This is a genomic window from Bradyrhizobium sp. DOA9, assembly GCF_000617845.2.
Classification (GTDB): Bacteria; Pseudomonadota; Alphaproteobacteria; order Rhizobiales; family Xanthobacteraceae; genus Bradyrhizobium.
The window spans coordinates 5228413-5245585 of the sequence record NZ_DF820425.1; the positions used below are offsets into that span (position 1 = coordinate 5228413).

Sequence of the window (17173 nt, forward strand, 5' to 3'; positions counted from 1 at the left end):
AGGCGCATTGACGCGGTGCGTCATCGGGCGAGCACGCCGATGGGCTCCTTTCCCGTGCAGCATTGTCTGGTGACCGGCGTGCTGTTTCCCCGTCATTGCGAGCGTGGCGAAGCAATCCAGACTGTCTCCGCGGAACGATCCTGGATTGCTTCGTCGCAAGTGCTCCTCGCAATGACGGGCGTAGACCAAGCTCCTTGCCAGCTCTGTCAGCCGGACAATTCCGGCATCCAGTCCCGCAGTTTTCGCGCGGCGCCCGTGACGTCGGCAATCGCAGAGAATGCCCCCGTCTCCACGATCATCGCCCGCGCCAGCCGCACGGCGCGGGCCTCGCTGACCGCGCGCGTGCGCGGGTCCTCGATCAGCTCGAAATCGATGTTGTGGGCGAGGCCGAAAATGCGGCGGATGATTTTTGCGGCTGCGAAGCCGACAGTGTCGGCGAACAGGCGTTGGATGTAGCTTTGGCGCTCGGCTTCCAGCCGCGCGGCACCCTGCTCGCCGGCGAAAAGCGAGACCGGATAGGCATCGCCGGCCGCGCCGGCGCGCCAGAGCTCCAGGAATTTCCGCGCAAACTGGTTCCAGACCTGCTCGACCGTCTCCAGTACCCAGGCCTCGAAGGCCGCCCGTTCGCCCGGCGCGCGCTCGTGGCCGGCGGAGGCGAAATAGGCCATCAGGAGATTGGCCAGTACGGCGCCGACGTCGAAGCCCATCGGGCCGTAGAATGCGAATTCGGGGTCGATCACCCGCGTCTCGCTCTCTGTCACCATGATCGAGCCGGTGTGGAGGTCGCCATGGATCAGCGCTTCCGGGCTTGCCATGAATTTCAGCTTCAGCCGGGAGACCGCAACGTGCAGCTCCATGTCGTCGCGCAAGCTCGCGGCGAGCCCGTCGAGATAGGGCGCGGTCCAGCGATTCTGCTCGGCGATGCGGTAGGGATCGGTGAAGATCAGGTCCTCGGTGATCTTGCACAGGGCGTGGTTGCCGGCAAAGGCGGCGATGGCCTCCTTCTTCTCGGCCGCTGATAGCGCGAAGTCGGAGGTGAAGAACAGCGTCCGCGCCATGAAGGTCGTGATGTCGTCGACGAAGCGCGGGTAGCGCGTTGCCGCGACCAGCCCCTTGCGCATGATGATGTGGGGCTCGAGCAGCTCCATCACGGTCAGCGCCAACGCCTCGTTGTGGTGCAGCACGGCCGGCACGAGGCCGGGCGCGAGCTGGGCCTGGCGCGACAGCGCGAGATATTCGTAATGGGCGCGCGACAATGGCAAGGGCCAGCTCTCGCCGACGAGGCGGACATAGGGCAGCGCCTGCTTCACGGCGATGCCGCCGCCCGCGCCCTTGACGATGAAGACGAGGTTGAGGTTGCCGTCGCCGACCTCGGTGATCGCCCACGCGGCCGGCTCGCCGCCGAGCAGCCGCTTCAGGTCCGGCAGGCCCGCGAGATAGGCCCGCAAGTCGGCCTCATGCAGAATCCGGTAGTCCCCTGCCCGATCCCCGGTCATTGCGATCGCATCCCATGTCTGGGCCGGATCGCTACTCCCGATGCTGGCAAGCTCGAGCCGATCCGGCCATTCTTTTCATCGGATCGTAGCCACAATGTACGCTGTCTGCCACCCGGTGCTTTGGCGGCGGCCAGGCTGGGACGCTTGGTCGCGAGCCCCCAAATGGCCGATTCAGGAACACAAGCAGGCCGAGACGGTTTTGCTTTTCTGACCTCTTGAAGGAGCTGCCGATGAGCCGCGGAATGCCCTCGATGACCGCCCTTTTGGCGATGCTCGCCATTGCAGGATATCAGAATCGCGACAAACTGGCTGAATTGCTGAAAGGCGCTGGGAGCGGCTCGTCCGCGGGCGGCCAGCAGCCGCTTGGTGGCGTGCTCGGCGGTCTCGGCGGCATGCTCGGCGCGGGCGGGATCGGGGGCCTGCTGAACGGGGGGATTGGCGAACTCCTCGAGAAGTTCAACCAGAATGGGCGGGGCGAGATCGCCGATTCATGGGTGAAGCCCGGTCCCAACAAGGAGATTTCCCCGCCCGAGCTCAAGCAGGCCATCGGGAGTGACGTCCTGGAGAAGCTCGCGCAGCAGACCGGGCTTTCTCAGGACGAGATCGTCACGCGGCTATCCCGCGAGCTTCCGACCGCCATCGACAAATACACGCCGGATGGGCGCCTGCCCGAGGCATAGAAGCAGCGGCTCAACTCAGAAGAGGTGTACACATGAGCCTTCTTTGGACCATCATCATTGGCTTTATCGCCGGCGTGATCGCCAAGTTCATCATGCCGGGCGACAACGAACCTTCAGGTTTCATCCTGACGACCATCCTCGGCATCGTCGGCGCATTCGTCGCTTCCTATCTCGGGCAAGCGTTGGGCTGGTATCGCCCTGGCGAGGGCGCGGGCCTGATCGGTGCCGTGGTCGGCGCGATCATCGTGCTGTTCGTCTACGGTCTCGTCGCCGGCCGGCAACGCCGCGCGATCTAGGTTCGCCCGGATCGTTACTCCCGCTCCAGGAAGCTCGAGCCGATCTCGGCCTTTCTTTTGATCGGATCGTAATCACAATAAACGCTGTCCGCCACCAAGGTGTAGCTGGCATATACGCTGTATTTGTCTGTCTTGACCGAGTTCAGGCCGATCACCGAGGTGCTCTTGCCGCCGTTCCATTTGAACGGCGTCGAGCTCCTGGCCTGCTCGCAGGCCAGGACGGCTTCGTTGAAGACATAGCCCTCGACGAACGCTTTCAGCGTTCGCACCTGCACCGCCATCCGCCATTCGAAATAGCCGATGGCGCCGATGCCGGCGATGATCAGCACCAGAAGCGCAATGACGACACGCTGAAAAGTCATTCGTCCCCCAACTCAGTTTCGATATGGAAACTATCTCCGGCGTCATTGCGAGCGCAGCGAAGCAACCCAGAGTCTTACCGCGGAGGATACTGGATTGCTTCGCTCCGCTCGCAATGACGAGCTTGCTTGATATCCTTCGTACCCTACGTTCTAAAACGGCATTCCCATCATCTTCGACAGGCGCTCGATCGAGAGATAGCCGGCGTGGTAGGCCGCAAGGCCGATGCCAAACACGATTGCCGAGATGATCGTGGTCCAGATCAGCTTGTGGCCCATGCGGGTGAGGATGGGAGCACCGGGATCGGTGCCGGGCGCGCCAACACCGTCCTCGTGCTGGCTGCGCACCCCGAACGGCAGCGTCACGAACAGCATGACCCACCACAGCACGAAATAGATCGCGAGCCAGGTTGAAATCTGGATGGCCATGGCGCGGCCTTATGCCTGCTCGATCTCGACCAGGGCGCCGGAAAAGTCCTTCGGATGCAGGAACAGCACCGGCTTGCCGTGGGCGCCGATCTTGGGCACGCCGTCGCCGAGCACCCTTGCGCCCTCCCTCACCAGCGTGTCGCGCGAGGCGATGATGTCGACGACCTCGTAACAGATATGATGGATGCCGCCGTCGGGATTGCGCTCGATGAACTTCGCGATCGGCGAGGCCTCGCCGAGCGGCTCGATGAACTCGATCTTGGTGTTGGGCAGGGTCGCGAACACGGTGGTGACACCGTGCTCGGGCAGCGGCACGGCCTCGGAAATCTGGGCGCCGAACGCCGCCCCGTAGATCTTTGCCGCCTTGACGGCGTCCTTGGTCGCGATCGCGACATGGTTGAGCCGGCCCAGCATGTTCCCCTCCCTATACTGTCAGTACGTGTACCAGACAGGGGGGCTTTTTGCCCCAATGTTCGTTGATCACGGCCCGGACGGCACGTCGCACCGACTCGGCCAGAGCATCCGGATCACGCCGGCGCGCCCGCGGCAGCCCCTCGATGGTCGACATCACCGCATCGAAGACGATGTCGTCAAAGGTCTCGCCGGCGCTGTTCTTTTCGGGGATGCCGACGAGGTCGACCTCGGGTTCGTCGACCAGTTCGCCCTGGGCGGTCATGGCGATGGCAACGAAGGCGCAGCCGGAGAACGCCATGCGCCGTCGCTCGATCACGGCCCGGGACTTGGAATCCTCCAGGATCGTGCCGTCCTTGTAGAGACGCCCCGACGGCACCTCGCCGACGATGCCGGGATCGCCGGGACCAAGCTTGACGAGGTCGCCGTTGCGGCAAACCAGCACGCGCGGCACTCCGGCGGCGCGGGCAAGCTTGGCGTGCTCATGCAGGTGCAGGGCCTCGCCGTGGACGGGGATCAGAAGCTGCGGCTTCACCCAGGAGATCAAATCGCGCAGCTCGTCGCGGCGGGGATGGCCGGAGACATGGACCAGCGCATCGCGGTCGGTGATGACCTCGACGCCCTGCAGCACCAGATTGTTGATGATCGAGCCGACCGCCTTCTCGTTGCCGGGAATGGTGCGCGAGGAGAAGATGACGCTGTCGCCGCGGTTCAGCGTGATCTCGGGGTGGTCGTCATTGGCGATGCGGGCCAGCGCGGCGCGCGGCTCGCCCTGGCTTCCCGTGCACAGCGCCAGCACCTTGTCCTGCGGCAGGTGGCCGTAGACCTCCGGCGAGCGGAAATTCTGCACGCCGTCGAGATAGCCGGTCTCGCGCGCGACCTGCACCACGCGCTCCATGGCCCGGCCGACCACGACGACCTCGCGGTCCGCGGCTCTCGCGGCCTCAGCCACCGCTTTGACGCGGGCGACGTTGGAGGCGAACGTCGTCACCGCGACGCGGCCCTTGGCCGATTTCACGAGGTCGACGATGGTTCTGGCGACCTCGGCCTCCGAGGGCGAACGGCCGTCGCGCACGGCATTGGTGGAATCGCCGATCAGGGCGAGCACGCCCTGCTCGCCCAATTCGCGCAGCCGCTTCTCGTCGGTCGGGGCTCCAAGCGTCGGGGTCGGGTCGATCTTCCAGTCGCCGGTGTGCAGCACGATGCCGGCGTCGGTGTGGATCGCGAGCGCATGCGCTTCCGGAATCGAATGCGCGACGGGAATGAACTCGACGTTGAACGGGCCGATATCGACACGGCCGCCCGAGGGCACCACTGTGACCGGAATCTCGGGCGCATTGCGCTCGGCGGCGCATTTGGCCTCGAACAGCGCGGCGCTGAACTTGGTGGCGTAGATCGGGCATTTCAGCTTCGGCCAGAGGTCGATGATGGCGCCGAAATGGTCCTCATGGGCGTGCGTCAGCACGAGCCCCATCAGGTTCTTGCGCTCCTTCTCCAGGAAGGAGATGTCGGGCATGATCAAATCGATGCCGGGCAGATGCTCCTCATCGCCGAAGGAGACGCCGAGATCGACGGCGAGCCAGACGCGCTGGTGGCGGTTGCCGAGACCGTAGATCGACAGGTTCATGCCGATCTCGCCGACGCCGCCGAGTGGCGCAAACACCAGTTCGTCCGGCCTTGCCATCACGCAGCTCCCACCGAGGCGACCGGGCCGAAGAACACCTCGCCCGCAGCCACCGGCACAAGGCGGCCTTCGGCGGTGCGGACGATCAGGCAGCCGGTGTCGTCGATCGTGTCGAAAACGCCTTCCAGCGTCATGCTTCCCGTGTGGATCGCAACCTTCTCGCCGAGGCCGGCGGCGCGCTCCAGCCAGAGCCTGCGGATCTCGGCAAAGCCGCGCCCATTGTCCCAGATGCCGCGGAACTCGACCCAGGCATCCGACAGGGCCGCGAACAGCTCCTCGGCGCTGATCTGGACGCCGAGGCCCGCCAGCGACACCGCAGGCGTCGGGGTGCCCTCGGGCGCGGCGACCACATTGGTGCCGATGCCGACCACGACGGCGAGGCCGCCACCGACGGCCTCGGCCTCGAGGCCGATGCCGACCAGCTTCTTGCCGCCGGCGAGCACGTCATTCGGCCATTTCAGGGCGTAGCGTGGGCGGCCCTCGCCGAGGCGCAGCGCGGCCTCCAGGCTCACCTGCTCGAGCGCCGCCTCCTCGGCCAGCCCGGCGGCAAAGCCGAGCGTGGCGGCGACGGCCGGAGCGACGTCCATGACTTCGAGGATGCTGGCCGCGAGATTGCCGCGCGGTGCGATCCAGGGGCGCTGGCGGCGGCCGCGGCCGGCGGTCTGCTCTGAGGTGACGAACCACATCGGACCGCGTTCGCCGGCGCGGGCGTGCTCGATCGCCTCGGTATTGGTCGAGCCGGTCCGCTCGAACGCCGCGAGCTTGTAGCCCGCGGCCGATGCGCGAGGACCGAGCGCGAAGGCCATCCTAGAACAGCGACTTTGCCGCGGCGGAGGCGACGCTCACCACGGGCCCCGCGAATAGCGCAAACAGCAGGTTGAACAGGCCCGCCACGGCCAGCACCGTCCGCACCTCGATGCGAACCGGATCGACCCGGCCGGCCGGCTCGTCGAAATACATCGTCTTGACGATGGCGAGATAATAGTAGGCGCCGACGACGCTGGTCAGCACGCCGATGACGGCGAGCGTGAACAGGTTCGCCTTGATCGCGGCGACGAAGACGTACCATTTGGCGAAGAAGCCGGCGAGCGGCGGGATGCCGGCGAGCGAGAACAGCAGCATCGCGAACATGAAGGCGAGCAGCGGATTGGTCCGCGACAGACCGGCGAAATCGCTGATCTGCTCGACGGCCTGGCCGTCGCGCTTCATGGCGAGGATGATGGAGAACGAGCCGAGCGTCATCGCGACATAGATCACGATGTACATCAAGACGCCCTGCGCGCCCTCGACCGTGCCGGAGGCGAGGCCGACGAGGGCGAAGCCCATGTGGCCGATCGAGGAATAGGCCATCAGGCGCTTGATGTTGGTCTGGCCAATCGCGGCGAAGGAGCCGAGCGCCATCGAGGCGATCGACACGAACACCAGGATCTGCTGCCATTGCGAGACGATGCCGGGGAATGCGGTCAGCGTGAGGCGGGTGAAGACCGCGAGCGCGGCGACCTTCGGCGCGGACGCGAAGAAGGCGGTGACCGGGGTCGGCGCGCCCTCGTAGACATCAGGCGTCCACATATGGAACGGCACGGCCGAAACCTTGAAGCAGAGGCCGACGAGCAGGAAGACGAGGCCGAACACCAGCCCGACATTCGAGACCGTCGCGGCGGCGGCGATGCCGGCGAAGCTGACGGTGCCGGTGAAGCCATAGACCAGCGAGGCCCCGTACAGCAGCATGCCCGAGGACAGCGCGCCGAGCACGAAATACTTCAGGCCGGCTTCGGTCGATTTGGCGTTGTCGCGGTTCGAGGCCGCGACGACATAGAGCGCCAGCGACATCAATTCGAGGCCGAGATAGAGCGAGATCAAGTCGCCGGCCGAGATCAGCACCATCATGCCGAGGGTCGAGAGCAGCACCAGGATGGCGTATTCGAAGATGCGGCGCGACGGGTCGGACAGGAACTCGGTCGACAGCACCAGCGTCACGGCCGAGCCGATCAGGGCCAGGATCTTCATGAAGCGGGCGAAGTCGTCGACGATGAAGCTGCCGCCGAAGGTGACCTGCTTGCCCGCGGGCTGCATGTAGGTCAGCGCGCCGACCACGATCAGGAGCACCACCGCCAGCGAGGTGACGGTCCTGGTCGTCTCCTGCCCGCGATAGGCCCCGAGCATCAGAAGCGCCATCGCGCCGACCGCGAGCACGAGCTCGGGCAGCACCGGCGCCAGTTGATAACCTGCAGTCTCAAAGCTCATGGCGATATCCTGACCTGCCCGATCACTGGAGCAGTGCGGCGGCCTTCACGGCCGTCACGGCGGTATTGTAATTGTTGACGAGTTGCTGGACCGAGGCGGCCGACATGTCGAGCACCGGCTTCGGATAGACGCCGAACAGGATCGTCAGCGCGATCATCGGGAACAGAATGACGCACTCCCGCAAGGTGAGATCCTTCATGCTTGCCAGCTGCGGCTTGACCAGCGCCCCGAACACGACCTTGCGGTAGAGCCACAGCGCGTAGGCCGCCGAGAGGATCACGCCGAAGCTGGCGAAGAACGCGGTCGGGATCGAGACCTTGAAGGTGCCGAGCAGCGTCATGAACTCGCCGACGAAGCCGCTCGTCCCGGGCAGACCGACATTGGCCATGGTGAACACCATGAAGGTCATCGCATAGAGCGGCATCCGGTTGACGAGGCCGCCATAGGCCGCGATCTCGCGGGTGTGCAGGCGGTCATAGACGATGCCGACGCAGAGGAACAGCGCGCCGGAGACGATGCCGTGCGAGATCATCTGGAACACGCCGCCGGCGACGCCCTGCATGGTGCCGGCGAAGATGCCCATGGTGACGAAGCCCATATGCGCCACCGACGAGTACGCGATCAGCTTCTTCATGTCCTCCTGCATCAACGCCACCAGCGAGGTGTAGATGATGGCGATGGCCGAGAGCGTGAACACCAGCGGCGCGAAATCGTGCGAGGCCAGCGGGAACATCGGCAGCGAGAAGCGCAGGAAGCCGTAGCCGCCCATCTTCAGCAGGATCGCCGCAAGCACGACCGAGCCGGCCGTCGGCGCCTCGACGTGGGCATCGGGCAGCCAGGTGTGCACCGGCCACATCGGCATCTTCACCGCGAAGGAGGCGAAGAAGGCCAGCCATGCCCAGGTCTGCAAGGACCGCGGCACCGCGGTGTGCATCAGGGTCGGGATATCAGTGGTGCCGCCGTTCCAGTACAGCGCCATGATCGCGAGCAGCATCAGGACCGAGCCGAGCAGCGTGTAGAGGAAGAACTTGAACGAGGCATAGACCCGGCGCGGACCGCCCCAGACGCCGATGATCAGGAACATCGGGATCAGGCCGCCCTCGAAGAACAGGTAGAACAGCACGAGATCGAGCGCCGAGAAGGTGCCGATCATCAGCGTCTCCAGGATCAGGAACGCCATCATGTATTCGCGGACGCGGCTGGTGATCGCCTTCCAGCTCGCGACGATGCAGAACGGCATCACTGCGGTGGTGAGGATCACCAGCGGCAGCGAGATGCCGTCGACGCCCATGTGGTAGGTGATGCCGGTGGCGAGCCAGTTCGCCTTCTCGACGAACTGGAAGTCGGGATTGGCAGGATCGAAGCGCATGACCAGGATCACCGACACCGCGAAGGTGATCAGCGTGGTCCAGAGCGCGATCCAGCGCGAATTGCGCCGCGCCGCCTCGTCGTCACCGCGGCTCAGATAGACGATCAGCGCGCCGACCAGCGGCAGGAACGTCGTGACCGAAAGAATGGGCCAGGTTGTCATTTACTGGCCTCCAAAGCCGAACATGAACCAGGTGATCAGGCCGGCGGCGCCGATCAGCATGGCGAATGCGTAGTGATAGAGATAACCGGTCTGGATTTTCACGACATTGCGGGTGACGTCCAGCACGCGGGCGGAGACGCCGTCGGGACCGAAGCCGTCGATGATGAAGCCGTCGCCCTTCTTCCAGAGCTGGTAGCCGATCCACTTCGCCGGACGGACGAAGATGAGATCGTAGAGCTCGTCGAAGTACCATTTATTGAGCAGGAACTGGTACAGCATCGGCTGGGTGTTCGCGAGCTCGACCGGCAGATAGGGCCGGCGGATGTAGAACAGGTACGAGACGAGGAAGCCGAGCACCATCATCACCGTCGGCAGGAAGGCGATGGTCTGCGGGATGTGGTGCATCTCCTCGATGATGTGCGGGTTCATCTTCACGGACTCGCGGAAGAATTCCTCGACGCCGTGGCCGGCGAACAGCTCCTTGAACGGGAGCCCTGCGACGAACGAGCCGACCGCGAGCACGCCGATCGGGATCAGGATCCAGAGCGGAGCTTCATGCGCAGCCTCGTAATGATGCTCGTCATGCGGCTCGCCGTGGAAGGTCTTGAAGATCAGGCGCCAGGAGTAGAACGAGGTCAGGCCGGCGGCGACGACCGTCATCAGGAAGCCGTACATCGCGAACGGATTGTGCGAGGCGTAGGCAGACTCGATGATCGCGTCCTTGGAGAAGTAGCCGGCGGTGAGCGGGAAGCCGGTCAGCGCCAGCGTGCCGACCACCATCACTGCATAGGTGTAGGGGATCTTCTTCCAGAGGCCGCCCATGTTGCGGATGTCCTGCTCGTGGTGCATCGCGTAGATCACCGAGCCGGAGCCCAGGAACAGCAGCGCCTTGAAGAAGGCGTGGGTGAACAGGTGGAACATGCCGACCGAATAGGCCCCCGCCCCCATCGCCACGAACATGTAGCCGAGCTGCGAACAGGTCGAATAGGCGACGATGCGCTTGATGTCGTTCTGGACGAGGCCAATGGTCGCGGCGAAGAACGCCGTGGTCGCGCCGAAGAACATGACAACGGCCTGGGCATTCGGCGCGAGCTCGAACAGCGGCGACAGGCGCGCCACCATGAACACGCCGGCGGTGACCATGGTCGCGGCGTGGATCAGCGCCGACACCGGGGTCGGGCCTTCCATCGCGTCCGGCAACCAGGTGTGCAGCAGGAACTGCGCCGACTTGCCCATCGCGCCCATGAACAGCAACAGGCAGGTCAGGGTCAGCGCGTCGGCGTGCCAGCCGAGGAAGTTGATGGTCTTGCCGGTGAGGCCGGGCGCGGCGTGGAAGATGGTCTCGAAATCGGTCGAGCCGACCAGCATGAAGACCGCGAAGATGCCGAGCGCGAAGCCGAAATCGCCGACGCGGTTGACCACGAAGGCCTTGATGGCGGCGGCGTTCGCCGAGGGCTTCTGGTACCAGAAGCCGATCAGGAGGTAGCTGGCCAGACCCACGCCTTCCCAGCCGAAGAACAGCTGCACGAGGTTGTCCGCCGTCACCAGCATCAGCATGGCGAAGGTGAACAGCGAGAGATAGCCGAAGAAGCGCGGCCGGTTCGGATCCTCGTCCATGTAGCCGATGGAATAGAGGTGCACGAGGGAGGACACGGTCGTCACCACCACCAGCATCACGGCCGTGAGCGTGTCGACGCGCAGCGTCCACCAGACCTGGAGGTCGCCGGAGAAGATCCAGGGCAGCAGCTGGATCCTGTAGTCGTGATGCATGAAGCCGACGTCGACCAGCGTCATCCAGGACAAGGCCGCCGAGACGAACAGCAGCCCGGTGGTGATCAGCTCGGCCGCGCGCGAGCCCGCCGCCGGCGCCTCGGTCGGTCCATGGCCGTGATCGTCGTGCGCGTGGTCGTCATGTCCATGAGAGTCATGCGCGGCCGAGGCGTGAGCATCGCCATGACCATGGTCGCCGTGATGATCGAGCTCGTCGCCCGAGGGGTTGCGGGCATGCGCGCCGGCCAGGGCGATGAGCCCGGCCAGAATGGCGCCCAGCAGGGGCAGGAAAACGATTGCCTGAACCATGTGAGAGCTCAGCCCTTCATCAGATTGACGTCCTCAACCGCGATCGAGCCGCGGTTGCGGAAATAGACCACCAGGATGGCGAGACCGATCGCAGCTTCGGCAGCCGCGACCGTCAGCACCAGCAGCGCGAAGACCTGGCCGACGATGTCGCCGAGGAAGGTCGAGAACGCCACGAGGTTGATGTTGACCGAGAGCAGGATCAGCTCGATCGACATCAGGATGACGATGATGTTCTTGCGGTTCAGGAAGATACCGAGGATGCCGAGCGTGAACAGGATCGCGCCGACCGCCAGATAGTGTCCGAGCCCGATCGTCATTTCACCCACTCCGCCGCATCCGCGTCCGAGAGCCCCTGCCCCGGCGCCACCTTGCGCATCGCCATCGCCATGTCGGGCGTGCGCGCGTTCTGAATGTTGATGTCCTGCCGCTTGACCTTCGCCTTGTGACGCAGCGTCAGCACGATGGCGCCGATCATGGCGACCAGCAGCACCATGCCCGAGAGCTGGAAGTAATGGATGTACTTCGTATAGAGCACGAGCCCGAGCGCCTCGGTGTTGGAGACGTTGGCCGGGATCGCCGCCGTGATCGTCTTGGAGACGCCGGGATTGATGACCCAGAAGCCGACGGTGAGCAGCAGCTCGAACAGGAAGATGCCGCCGATCACGAGGCCGACCGGCAGGTACTCGATGAAGCCCTCGCGCAGCTCGAGAAAGTCGACGTCGAGCATCATGATCACGAACAGGAACAGCACCGCGACCGCGCCGACATAGACGACGATCAGCATCATGCCGAGGAACTCGGCGCCCATCAGCACGAACAGGCCGGAGGCGTTGACGAAGGCCAGGATCAGGTACAGCACGGAGTGCACGGGATTGCGCGAGACAATCACCATCACCGCCGAGGCGACGCAGACGCCGGCGAACAGATAGAAGAACAGCGCGGGAAGGATCATGCCCTCACCTCACCGGTACGGCGCGTCGAGCTCGATCGCTTTCGCGATCTCGCGTTCCCAGCGGTCGCCGTTGGCGAGCAGCTTGGCCTTGTCATAATAGAGTTCCTCGCGGGTCTCGGTCGCGAACTCGAAGTTCGGGCCTTCGACGATGGCGTCGACCGGACAGGCCTCCTGGCAGAGGCCGCAATAGATGCACTTCACCATGTCGATGTCGTACCGCACGGTGCGGCGGGTGCCGTCGTTGCGGCGCGGGCCGGCCTCGATGGTGATGGCCTGCGCCGGGCAGATCGCCTCGCACAGCTTGCAGGCGATGCAGCGTTCCTCGCCGTTCGGATAACGGCGCAGCGCGTGCTCGCCGCGGAAGCGCGGCGAGATCGGACCCTTCTCGAACGGATAGTTCAGCGTCGGCTTCGGCTGGAAGAAATAGCGCATGGCGAGGAAGAACGCCGAGACGAATTCCGACAGCAGAAGCGAGCGTGCAGTGGCGTTGACGTTGATACCCATGACGGCCCTCACTTCGGCGCGATGCCGGCGAAATGCAGCACGCCGGCCACCACGATCACCATCACGAGCGACAGCGGCAGGAACACCTTCCAGCCGAGCCGCATCAGTTGATCGTAGCGGTAGCGCGGCACGATCGCCTTCGCCATCGCGAACAGGAAGAACATGAAGAACAGTTTCAGCGAGAACCAGATGATCCCCGGCACCCAGTTGAAGGGCGGCAGGTCCACCGGCGGCAGCCAGCCTCCGAGGAACAGGATGGTGGCCATCGCGCACATCGTGACGATCGCGACATACTCGCCGAGCATGAACAGGAGGTACGGCGTCGAGCCGTACTCGACCATGAAGCCGGCGACGAGCTCGGATTCGGCTTCGACGAGGTCGAACGGCGGACGGTTGGTTTCCGCCAGCGCCGAGACGTAGAACACCACGAACATCGGGAACAGCGGCCAGACGTACCAGTTCAGGATGGTCAGCTGCGGCAGCCCGATCAGGCTGGCGAGTCCGCGGACGTGCTGGGCCTCGACCACGGCCGACAGGTTCAGCGTGCCGGCACAGAGCAGCACGGTGATGATGACGAAGCCGATCGAGACTTCGTAGGACACCATCTGCGCGGCCGAGCGCAGCGCCGCCAGGAACGGGTATTTCGAGTTCGACGACCAGCCGGCCATGATGATGCCGTAGATCGACAGCGACGAGATCGCGAAGATGAAGAGGATGCCGACATTGATGTCGGCGATCACCCAGCCGAGATTGGTCGGGATCACCGCCCAGGCCGCGAGCGCCAGCACGCACGACACCAGCGGCGCCAGCAGGAACACGCCCTTGTTGGCGCCGGCCGGGATGATCGGCTCCTTCAGCACGAACTTCAGGAGGTCGGCGAAGGATTGCAGCAGGCCCCAGGGGCCGACCACGTTCGGGCCGCGCCGGATCTGCACCGCCGCCCAGATCTTGCGGTCGGCGAGCAGAATGTAGGCGATCGCCACCAGCAGGACGACGAGCACCAGGACGCTCTGCGCGACCATGATGATCAGCGGCCAGAGAAACCCGGTCCAGAATGCGCTTTCGAAAAATTCCATCAGATCACGCTCACTCCGCTGCGGTCAGCATGTGCCCGGAGGCGAGGCGCGAGCATTCCGCCATCACGGCGGACGCACGCGCGATTGGGTTGGTCAAATAGAAGTCCTCGACCAGGGGCTTGAATGGCGCCTTCTCGGGCGAGCCGCCCTTCCCCGCCAGCTTCTTGACCTGGTCAGGCGAGCCAGCCTCGATCTGGTCGAGACGGATCAGATGCGGCACGGCCTTGAACACTGCCTGGCGCAGGGCTGGAAGCGAGTCGTAGCCGAGCTTCTTGCCGAGCGCTTCCGACAGCGCGCGAATGATCGCCCAGTCCTCACGGGCTTCGCCCGGCGGGAACGCGGCGCGGCCCGTCATCTGCACGCGGCCTTCGGTGTTGACGTAGATCGCGGACTTTTCGGTGTAGGCGGCCGCCGGCAGGATGACGTCGGCGCGGTGCGCGCCGCGATCACCATGGGTGCCGATATAGACGACGAAGGTGCCATCCGGTGGCTTGATCTCGTCAGCTCCCAGCAGGAACAGCAAGTCGAGCGTGCCGAAGGTCGTCATCTGCGCGGCATTCAGGCCGCCGCCGGTTGCGGCAAAGCCGATGTCGAGCGCGCCGACGCGCGAGGCGGTCTCGTGCAGCACGCCAAAACCGTTCCAGCCGTCCTTCACCGCGCCGACATCGAGCGCGAGCTTGGCGGCGGCTGCGAGAATGGCGGCGCCGTCGTGACGGGCGGCCGCGCCCGCGCCGACCAGGATGATCGGGTGCTTGGCGTTCTTCAGCACGTCCATGAAGGAGTGCTTGCCGGCCGCGAGCTCGCCCAGCGTCTCGGTGCCTGCGCCGAGATGCTCGTAATCATAGGTGAGGTCGGCCCTGGCACCGATCACGCCGACCTTGAAGCCGCCGGCGCGCCAGCGCTTGCGGATGCGGGCGTTGAACACGGCCGCCTCCTTGCGCGGGTTCGAGCCGATGATGAGCAGCGCATCGGCCTGCTCGACGCCGGCGAGCGTCGGGTTGAAGATGTAGGCGCCGCGGCCGAGCGCGGGATCGAAGGCGTCGCCACCCTGCACCGCCAGATTGCTCGAGCCGTACTTGGCGAGCAGGTCCTTCAGCGCGAACATCTCCTCGACGCCGGCGAGATCGCCGGCGATCGCGCCGATGCGCTTGCCGTCGGTGCGCGCCGCCTTGGCGGCGATCGCGGCGAAGGCCTCGGTCCAACTCGCCGCGCGCAGCTTGCCGGCCTCGCGGATATAGGGCCGGTCGAGGCGCTGGGTGCGCAGGCCGTCGACCACGTGCCGGGTCTTGTCCGAGATCCACTCCTCGTTCACGGCCTCGTTGATGCGCGGCAGGATCCGCATCACCTCGCGGCCGCGGGTGTCGACGCGGATCGCGGAGCCGACGCCGTCCATGACGTCGATCGACTGGGTCTTGCCGAGCTCCCACGGACGCGCCGCAAACGCATAGGGCTTCGAGGTCAGCGCGCCGACCGGGCAGATGTCGACGAGGTTGCCCTGCAATTCCGACGTCAGCGCGTGCTCGAGATAGGTCGTGATCTCCATGTCCTCGCCGCGGCCGGTGGCACCCATCTCGGGGGCGCCGGCGACTTCCGCCGAGAAGCGGACGCAGCGCGTGCACTGGATGCAGCGGTTCATCGAGGTCTTGACCAGCGCGCCGAGATATTTGTCCTCGACCGCGCGCTTGTTCTCGGCGAAGCGGCTGGTGTCGACACCATAGCCCATCGCCTGGTCCTGCAGGTCGCACTCGCCGCCCTGGTCGCAGATCGGGCAGTCCAGCGGATGGTTGATCAGAAGGAATTCCATCACGCCTTCGCGTGCCTTCTTCACCATCGGCGAACGCGTGGAAATCTCCGGCGGCTCGCCCTTGGGACCCGGACGGCAGTCGCGCACGCCCCAGGCGCAGCTCGCCACCGGCTTCGGGCCGCCCTTCACCTCGACGAGGCACATCCGGCAATTGCCGGCGATCGACAGCCGCTCGTGATAGCAGAAGCGCGGAATCTCGGCGCCGGCCGCCTCGCACGCCTGAAGCAGCGTGTACTCGGCGGGGACATCGATCTCTTTGCCGTCGATGATGAGCTTGGTCATGTCTCTTACTCCGCCGCGACCATGTTCACGGGATCGCGGACGCCGATGTCGTCGACATCGGCCTTGTGCGAATACTGGTCGATGCGCGCTTCGATCTCGTGGCGGAAGTGCGTGATCAGGCCCTGGATCGGCCATGCCGCCGCGTCGCCGAGCGCGCAGATGGTGTGGCCTTCGACCTGCTTCGTCACCTCGAGCAGCATGTCGATCTCGCGCTTGTGGGCGCGGCCTTCGGCCATGCGGGTCAGCACGCGCCACATCCAGCCCGTGCCCTCGCGGCACGGCGTGCACTGGCCGCAGCTCTCGTGCTTGTAGAAATAGGAGATGCGGGCGATCGCACGGATCAGGTCGGTCGACTTGTCCATCACGATCACGGCGGCGGTGCCGAGGCCCGAGCGCAGCTTGCTCAAGCTGTCGAAATCCATCGGCGTGTCGATGATCTGCTCGGCCGGCACCATGCGCACCGACGAGCCGCCGGGGATCACGGCCTTGAGATTGTCCCAGCCGCCGCGAATGCCGCCGCAATGCTTGTCGATCAGCTCACGGAACGGGATGCCCATGGCCTCTTCGACGTTGCAGGGCCGCTCGACATGGCCGGAGATGCAGAACAGCTTGGTGCCGACATTGTTCGGACGGCCGATGCCGGCGAACCAGGCCGCGCCACGGCGCAGGATGTCGGGCGCAACCGCGATGGACTCGACGTTGTTGACGGTGGTCGGGCAGCCGAACAGGCCGACGTTCGCCGGGAACGGCGGCTTCAGCCGCGGCTGGCCCTTCTTGCCTTCGAGGCTTTCGAGCAGCGCGGTTTCCTCACCGCAGATATAGGCGCCGGCGCCGTGGGCGACGTAGATGTCGAACGGCCAGCCGTTGACGTTGTCCTTGCCGACCAGCTTGGCGTCATAGGCCTGGTCGATTGCGGCTTGCAGATGCTCGCGCTCGCGGATGAACTCGCCGCGGACGTAGATGTAGCAGGTGTGCGCGTTCATGGCGCAGCTCGCGATCAGGCAGCCCTCGATCAGGAGATGCGGATCATGCCGCATGATCTCTCGGTCCTTGCAGGTGCCGGGCTCGGATTCGTCGGCGTTGACGACGAGATAGCTGGGACGACCGTCGGTGGACTCCTTCGGCATGAAGGACCATTTCAAACCGGTCGGGAAGCCGGCGCCACCGCGGCCGCGCAGGCCCGACGCCTTCATCTCGTTGATGATCCAGTCGCGGCCCTTGTCGATGATGTTCTTGGTGCCATCCCAGGCACCGCGGCGCCGCGCGCCCTCGAGCCCCCAATCATGGAGGCCGTAGAGGTTCTTGAAGATGCGGTCCTTGTCCTCGAGCATATCAGTGCTTTCCGA

At 65.2% G+C, this 17173-nt stretch carries 17 protein-coding genes; 2 read left to right on the forward strand and 15 right to left on the reverse strand.

Annotation, left to right across the window (positions count from 1 at the left end; genetic code table 11):
• Nucleotides 1–206: 206 nt before the first annotated feature.
• On the reverse strand, nt 207–1496 hold the full coding sequence (gene mtnK / locus BDOA9_RS24470) for an S-methyl-5-thioribose kinase (protein ID WP_025036602.1): 1290 nt from the start codon (nt 1494–1496) through the stop codon (nt 207–209).
• Nucleotides 1497–1726: 230 nt separating this feature from the next.
• Here mtnK and BDOA9_RS24475 point away from each other — a divergent pair, with 230 nt between their 5' ends.
• Both BDOA9_RS24475 and BDOA9_RS24480 read left to right on the forward strand, forming a co-directional pair.
• Complete coding sequence (locus BDOA9_RS24475) at nt 1727–2176, forward strand: YidB family protein (protein ID WP_025036603.1); 450 nt, start codon at nt 1727–1729, stop codon at nt 2174–2176.
• Nucleotides 2177–2208: 32 nt separating this feature from the next.
• On the forward strand, nt 2209–2472 hold the full coding sequence (locus tag BDOA9_RS24480; RefSeq protein WP_025036604.1) for a GlsB/YeaQ/YmgE family stress response membrane protein: 264 nt from the start codon (nt 2209–2211) through the stop codon (nt 2470–2472).
• Between the two features lie 14 nt (nt 2473–2486).
• Here BDOA9_RS24480 and BDOA9_RS24485 read toward each other — a convergent pair whose 3' ends face one another.
• From BDOA9_RS24485 to nuoF, 14 genes are all read right to left on the reverse strand, one after another.
• Entirely contained in the window at nt 2487–2834 is a 348-nt protein-coding gene (locus tag BDOA9_RS24485; RefSeq protein ID WP_025036605.1) for a hypothetical protein, read from the reverse strand.
• A 150-nt stretch (nt 2835–2984) separates the two neighbouring features.
• On the reverse strand, nt 2985–3260 hold the full coding sequence (locus BDOA9_RS24490) for a DUF1467 family protein (protein ID WP_025036606.1): 276 nt from the start codon (nt 3258–3260) through the stop codon (nt 2985–2987).
• Between the two features lie 9 nt (nt 3261–3269).
• Nucleotides 3270–3674: a methylmalonyl-CoA epimerase gene (mce, locus tag BDOA9_RS24495; protein WP_025036607.1), complete on the reverse strand. Its 405-nt coding sequence runs from the start codon at nt 3672–3674 to the stop codon at nt 3270–3272.
• Nucleotides 3675–3684: 10 nt separating this feature from the next.
• Complete coding sequence (locus BDOA9_RS24500) at nt 3685–5355, reverse strand: ribonuclease J (protein ID WP_025036608.1); 1671 nt, start codon at nt 5353–5355, stop codon at nt 3685–3687.
• Nucleotides 5355–6161 carry a biotin--[acetyl-CoA-carboxylase] ligase gene (locus BDOA9_RS24505; protein ID WP_025036609.1) on the reverse strand — a complete coding sequence of 269 codons (807 nt, stop codon included), beginning with the start codon at nt 6159–6161 and terminating at the stop codon, nt 5355–5357. The genes BDOA9_RS24500 and BDOA9_RS24505 overlap by 1 nt, the downstream gene beginning before the upstream one ends.
• 1 nt (nt 6162) lies before the next feature.
• Nucleotides 6163–7599, reverse strand: coding sequence for an NADH-quinone oxidoreductase subunit NuoN (gene nuoN, locus BDOA9_RS24510; protein WP_025036610.1), 1437 nt, complete (start codon nt 7597–7599; stop codon nt 6163–6165).
• A gap of 22 nt (nt 7600–7621) precedes the next feature.
• Nucleotides 7622–9130: an NADH-quinone oxidoreductase subunit M gene (locus tag BDOA9_RS24515; protein WP_025036611.1), complete on the reverse strand. Its 1509-nt coding sequence runs from the start codon at nt 9128–9130 to the stop codon at nt 7622–7624.
• Nucleotides 9131–11209, reverse strand: a complete 2079-nt coding sequence (gene nuoL / locus BDOA9_RS24520) for an NADH-quinone oxidoreductase subunit L (protein WP_025036612.1) — start codon at nt 11207–11209, stop codon at nt 9131–9133.
• Nucleotides 11210–11217: 8 nt separating this feature from the next.
• Nucleotides 11218–11526, reverse strand: coding sequence for an NADH-quinone oxidoreductase subunit NuoK (gene nuoK / locus BDOA9_RS24525; RefSeq protein WP_008547737.1), 309 nt, complete (start codon nt 11524–11526; stop codon nt 11218–11220).
• Complete coding sequence (locus BDOA9_RS24530; RefSeq protein ID WP_025036613.1) at nt 11523–12161, reverse strand: NADH-quinone oxidoreductase subunit J; 639 nt, start codon at nt 12159–12161, stop codon at nt 11523–11525. Before BDOA9_RS24530 ends, nuoK begins: the two co-directional genes overlap by 4 nt.
• Before the next feature lie 9 nt (nt 12162–12170).
• Complete coding sequence (gene nuoI, locus BDOA9_RS24535) at nt 12171–12665, reverse strand: NADH-quinone oxidoreductase subunit NuoI (protein ID WP_210268102.1); 495 nt, start codon at nt 12663–12665, stop codon at nt 12171–12173.
• A gap of 8 nt (nt 12666–12673) precedes the next feature.
• A complete protein-coding gene (gene nuoH, locus BDOA9_RS24540) occupies nt 12674–13741 on the reverse strand; it encodes an NADH-quinone oxidoreductase subunit NuoH (protein ID WP_152033444.1) in 1068 nt (355 codons plus the stop codon).
• Nucleotides 13742–13751: 10 nt separating this feature from the next.
• On the reverse strand, nt 13752–15827 hold the full coding sequence (nuoG, locus tag BDOA9_RS24545) for an NADH-quinone oxidoreductase subunit NuoG (RefSeq protein WP_025036616.1): 2076 nt from the start codon (nt 15825–15827) through the stop codon (nt 13752–13754).
• A gap of 5 nt (nt 15828–15832) precedes the next feature.
• Nucleotides 15833–17158: an NADH-quinone oxidoreductase subunit NuoF gene (nuoF, locus tag BDOA9_RS24550; RefSeq protein WP_025036617.1), complete on the reverse strand. Its 1326-nt coding sequence runs from the start codon at nt 17156–17158 to the stop codon at nt 15833–15835.
• Nucleotides 17159–17173: the final 15 nt, after the last annotated feature.